Here is a 3,923-nt window from a genome sequence, read left to right as displayed (position 1 = left end):
AACTACAACCAAAGCAAAGCCAGCGGCCACAGCCGCAGCGTCGGCAGCCAAAGCGGCCTCTTTGCCGGCGAAGGCGGCTACCACATCACAGCCGACAGCGTCCGGCTTAAAGGCGGTGCCATCGCTTCTGCCGCAGACAAAGACCACAACGAACTGACCGCCCGCAGTTAATGTGCCGGGTAGGGATCTGCCGCCCGGATGTCCAAGCCACCTTGCGTGATTCTAATAAACGAATTTATATCGAATACGATCGCGCCAGTTCGAACCGTGGAGCCGGACATGCATCAAGAGCATTGAGTAATGATCCGGATGCTATTGTAATTTTAAGAACCGTGGATTAAATTATGAATGTAAACAAAGATTTTTTTCTTGCAAGAGACGGCCATCCGAGCCTGAAACAGTTTTATTTTATTGGCGCGCCATTTGAAAAAGCACTGGATCTTTATCTAAAAAGACGTATGGATTTAAGTGATTTTTATCAAAATCTAAAACCGAAACTATCGTATTTGGATGAGGAGTATACCCTCAGTCAGAAATTGGATTTCTTGAATCCGCTTGAGATTACCGGATCATCCAAATATTTATTGTTGGAAACGCAGTCTGATTGGTCATTGCTAATAGACAATAATCGGAACGGCACAGACTTTTCAAGTGTGCCGTATGAAGCCTTGCTGTGGAAAATCAGATTATTGACTATGTATTTACGTCCATATTTTGGCAAAGACGAATTCGGTGCGGTCTCATTTACCCTGTATGAGGGCAGCAAACAGGTTTCCCGTCATGACTGCGAAACCAGAAATGTTATGCTGCATAAAGAAACCAGTCGTGTCGAGTTTATGGAATATGGCACGCCGCTGCCGTTTGAACAGACAGAAAAATATACCGAAAGACTCAAAAAAAACAGGCTGACTGTGGAGATGATCGAAGAATATTGCAAACATTTAGGCATTTCATTATTTGATTTGGACTTCTACCAGTCCAAAGCCGCCCTTATTGAGATATTGAGAAACAAATAACTTCCATCTCTTCAAAAAGACAGTCTGAAAAATATTCAGGCTGTCTTTTAACGTCGGCAGCCAAAGCGGTCTCTTTGCCGGCGAAGGCGGCTACCACATCACCGCCGACAGCGTCCGGCTTAAAGGCGGTGCCATCGCTTCTGCCGCAGATAAAGATCACAACGAACTGACCGCCCGCAGTTTCAGCTTTGAAGACATCCGCAACGAAAGCAGCTACAGCGCCAGCAGCATGGGCATCGGCGCCGGCTACGGCGGCAGCCTGAAAGGCAGCGACGGCGCAAACACCAATGCCCTGTTCAACGCACAGGTAGGGGGCGTGTTGGGGCAGAATGCGGTGGAGAATAATGCCCTAGACCGTTTGGACGGATTCACACCCGGCGAACGAAGCCTGAGAGACAGGGCAGATAAGATCTACCAAAACAACTAGAAGGACAAAGACCTTTACATCCGCGCTTACGAAGCCTATGAATTAAAAGCATCCTATCTGGCAGCCAAAGAGATTGTTGTAGGCACATGGGAGGGCATACGCCACCCGTGGGACAATACCATCGTTCCATTGGTCGAAGCCGTTTCCAGTCCCGTGCAAACAACCAACAAAATCGTCATGTCCTACGAAAACTGGAAAGCGGTTCGCGACGAAGCATACATCAGCGATCCGCAGCTGGCGGGCAGAATGGACGCAATGTTTGATGCCCGAGTGGGAGCCAATGCAGCATTTATGGTTGTCAGCGGCGGGACGGCATCTGCCATTGTCCGCTCGCCTGCCGCCGCAAAGGTAGTGAAGAGTGCCGGGAATTTAAGCAAAATTGTCCGCAAGGCCGAGGCTCCGCCCGGGAAAGCTGTGCCTGTCGGCGAAGCCCGCATTCCCCAAAGCCCCCAAGCGGTAAAAGGAACAACCGTTACCTTGGCACAGGAACAACGCCTGGCCAACGGAGAGCTGATACCGAAAGGCTCTGTGGTAACGTGGTCGGACAATGCGGTGAAGGTTGTGCGGCCTGATGGGAAAAAGCGGAGATTTAATAGTCGGGATTGGGAACAGAAGGCATTGCCTGCTCCAACAGCAATGTTATTTGAACCTATAATTCAAACTAGAATTTCCCAGCAGGTTATGCTTACAACTAAGCAAAAGCTACCACCTGCAATTGTCGATACCTTTAAAAATGGAATGTATCAAACCGTAACCACCAAAGAGCCTATTACTGTATATAGAAAATTTGGTGGTACGGATAAACAGGCCAAATTATTAGGAGGATATGCAACAACAATTTCTAATGCGGGAAGAAGCGAGACTGCTGTTTATCCTAGATGGAGTTCAATGCAGTTTGAAGCAGTCATAGAAATACCTAAAAACCAATCAATAAATATTGGTAAAGTAGCGCCACAACCTTTAAATAAAAAAATTCCTAAATATAGGGGGGGGGGGTGAAGATCAAATTCTGCTACCTGTAAATTATCCTATATCATGGGTCAAATTCGTTCGTGATGGAAAAACAGGAAAAGTTTACACTCCAAGTGAGTTTATAAAACAATTTCCAGAACAGATTAATAGAAAGTAATAAACATGGAAGATATTATTAATAATATTAAAATCAGATTAAAAGATCTTGGATTTAACCCGGAAGACTTTCTGGAAATAAAAAAAATATCTAATATTATCAATAATAAGCAAAATAATTTTAATAGATGGATTTATAGTTTGCATAGAGTACTCTATGAAATTGGATTAAATGATAAAGAATTGGATGACTTATTAAATAAATTACTAGATTATGGAGAATAAGATAAGAGGTGTTTTTGTGAAATGAATAGATATTAAAATAACGCTTGTTTCTCTTACCCAAAGGCTGTTTGAACCCCTATTATCCGTTTTCAGGCTGCCTTTCCCCCACACCCGCACACACTACGGATCCCCCCGCCATGAACAAACACCGCCATAAAACCGTCTTCAACCGCACCCGCGGCATCCTGATGGCCGTAGCCGAGACTGCCATCGGGCAGGGCAAAAGTCCCGGCGAGCGCTCAGGCGGAGAAACCGGTGGCAAGGAAAACCACATGTGAATAAAGGAAAAGGGGTAGTCAATACAGGGCTGGGGAAATCTGGCGGTAAAGAAACTTTTGAGAAACAGATTATTCATTTTGAAAAAATTGGAGATATAAAATGAGCTATTTAAATTTAGATGATGATATGTATTTGGTTTATGATTTTAAAAAAGATATGAAAAATAGAAAAAAGAAGGAGCATATTGAAGATACAAGATTACTGTCATTGAATGACGAAAGTATCTTTGGCATCAAAAAAGACAAAGGATTGTTTGCGTCGGATGAATGGTGGGCTAATATTGATTCCGGACAGATTATCACCAGAAGCGTTTCCGGAGTAATATCGTCAATATATGAGGCAGGAATGGAAAGAAGAAACATACCGAATAGTTTTAGTTTTATAGATGGTGAAGGCATCGTAAGGAATGAAAGTATGTATATGATGAATAAATCCGACAGACATTTATTTTGTGAAGGGAAAAAAATTGCTATTTTTTACGCGTATGACGAATTAAAAATATCAAAACAAAAAAAAGGAGACGTAATTGATTTGGAAAACAACTATGTTGAGCAAGTCATTGAAATGGCAATTTCAAAATAATCAGATGCCGCCGGCGCCCAAGCCTACCAACTGGCCGATGGCGTCGGCAAAGTAGCCGACGCCCTTAAAAACCAAACCGGACAGCAAGGCGCCGTCCTCTTGTCCGTCGAAGCCGGCTTCGGCTTTAAAACCGCCGGCAAGGAACAAAACCAACACTACCGCCAAAGCCAGCAAAGCAGCCTGAAAGCTGGCGGCGACATCAATATCCGCAGCCGCGAGGGCGACATTACCGTCCAAGGCAGCAACATTACTGCGGGCGACACCAT

Annotated in this window: 6 protein-coding genes and 1 pseudogene; all 7 read left to right on the top strand. The window is 44.5% G+C overall.

Features of this window, described 5'->3' with window-relative positions:
* Window positions 1-344 precede the first annotated feature (344 nt).
* Entirely contained in the window at window positions 345-1,016 is a 672-nt protein-coding gene (locus tag ACTHR7_RS10715; RefSeq protein WP_070583536.1) for a hypothetical protein, read from the top strand.
* A 229-nt stretch (window positions 1,017-1,245) separates the two neighbouring features.
* Complete coding sequence (locus tag ACTHR7_RS10710; protein WP_440370794.1) at window positions 1,246-1,443, top strand: hypothetical protein; 198 nt, start codon at window positions 1,246-1,248, stop codon at window positions 1,441-1,443.
* 378 nt (window positions 1,444-1,821) lie between these two features.
* Window positions 1,822-2,073 (top strand): annotated as a pseudogene (locus ACTHR7_RS10705) (hypothetical protein); the annotation flags it as partial.
* A 504-nt stretch (window positions 2,074-2,577) separates the two neighbouring features.
* Window positions 2,578-2,796, top strand: a complete 219-nt coding sequence (locus ACTHR7_RS10700) for a hypothetical protein (RefSeq protein WP_070583538.1) — start codon at window positions 2,578-2,580, stop codon at window positions 2,794-2,796.
* Window positions 2,797-2,933: 137 nt separating this feature from the next.
* On the top strand, window positions 2,934-3,074 hold the full coding sequence (locus ACTHR7_RS10695) for an ESPR domain-containing protein (protein ID WP_159069511.1): 141 nt from the start codon (window positions 2,934-2,936) through the stop codon (window positions 3,072-3,074).
* Between the two features lie 100 nt (window positions 3,075-3,174).
* Window positions 3,175-3,657 carry a hypothetical protein gene (locus ACTHR7_RS10690; RefSeq protein WP_049249762.1) on the top strand — a complete coding sequence of 161 codons (483 nt, stop codon included), beginning with the start codon at window positions 3,175-3,177 and terminating at the stop codon, window positions 3,655-3,657.
* A 99-nt stretch (window positions 3,658-3,756) separates the two neighbouring features.
* A partial coding sequence (locus ACTHR7_RS10685; protein WP_440370795.1) for a hemagglutinin repeat-containing protein occupies window positions 3,757-3,923 on the top strand: 167 nt, incomplete at its 3' end.

The organism is Neisseria sp. P0007.S010, from assembly GCF_051962875.1.
GTDB lineage: Bacteria > Pseudomonadota > Gammaproteobacteria > Burkholderiales > Neisseriaceae > Neisseria > Neisseria subflava_A.
The sequence above is the reverse complement of the archived record's forward strand: the minus strand, read 5'-3'. Positions and strand labels throughout refer to the sequence as shown.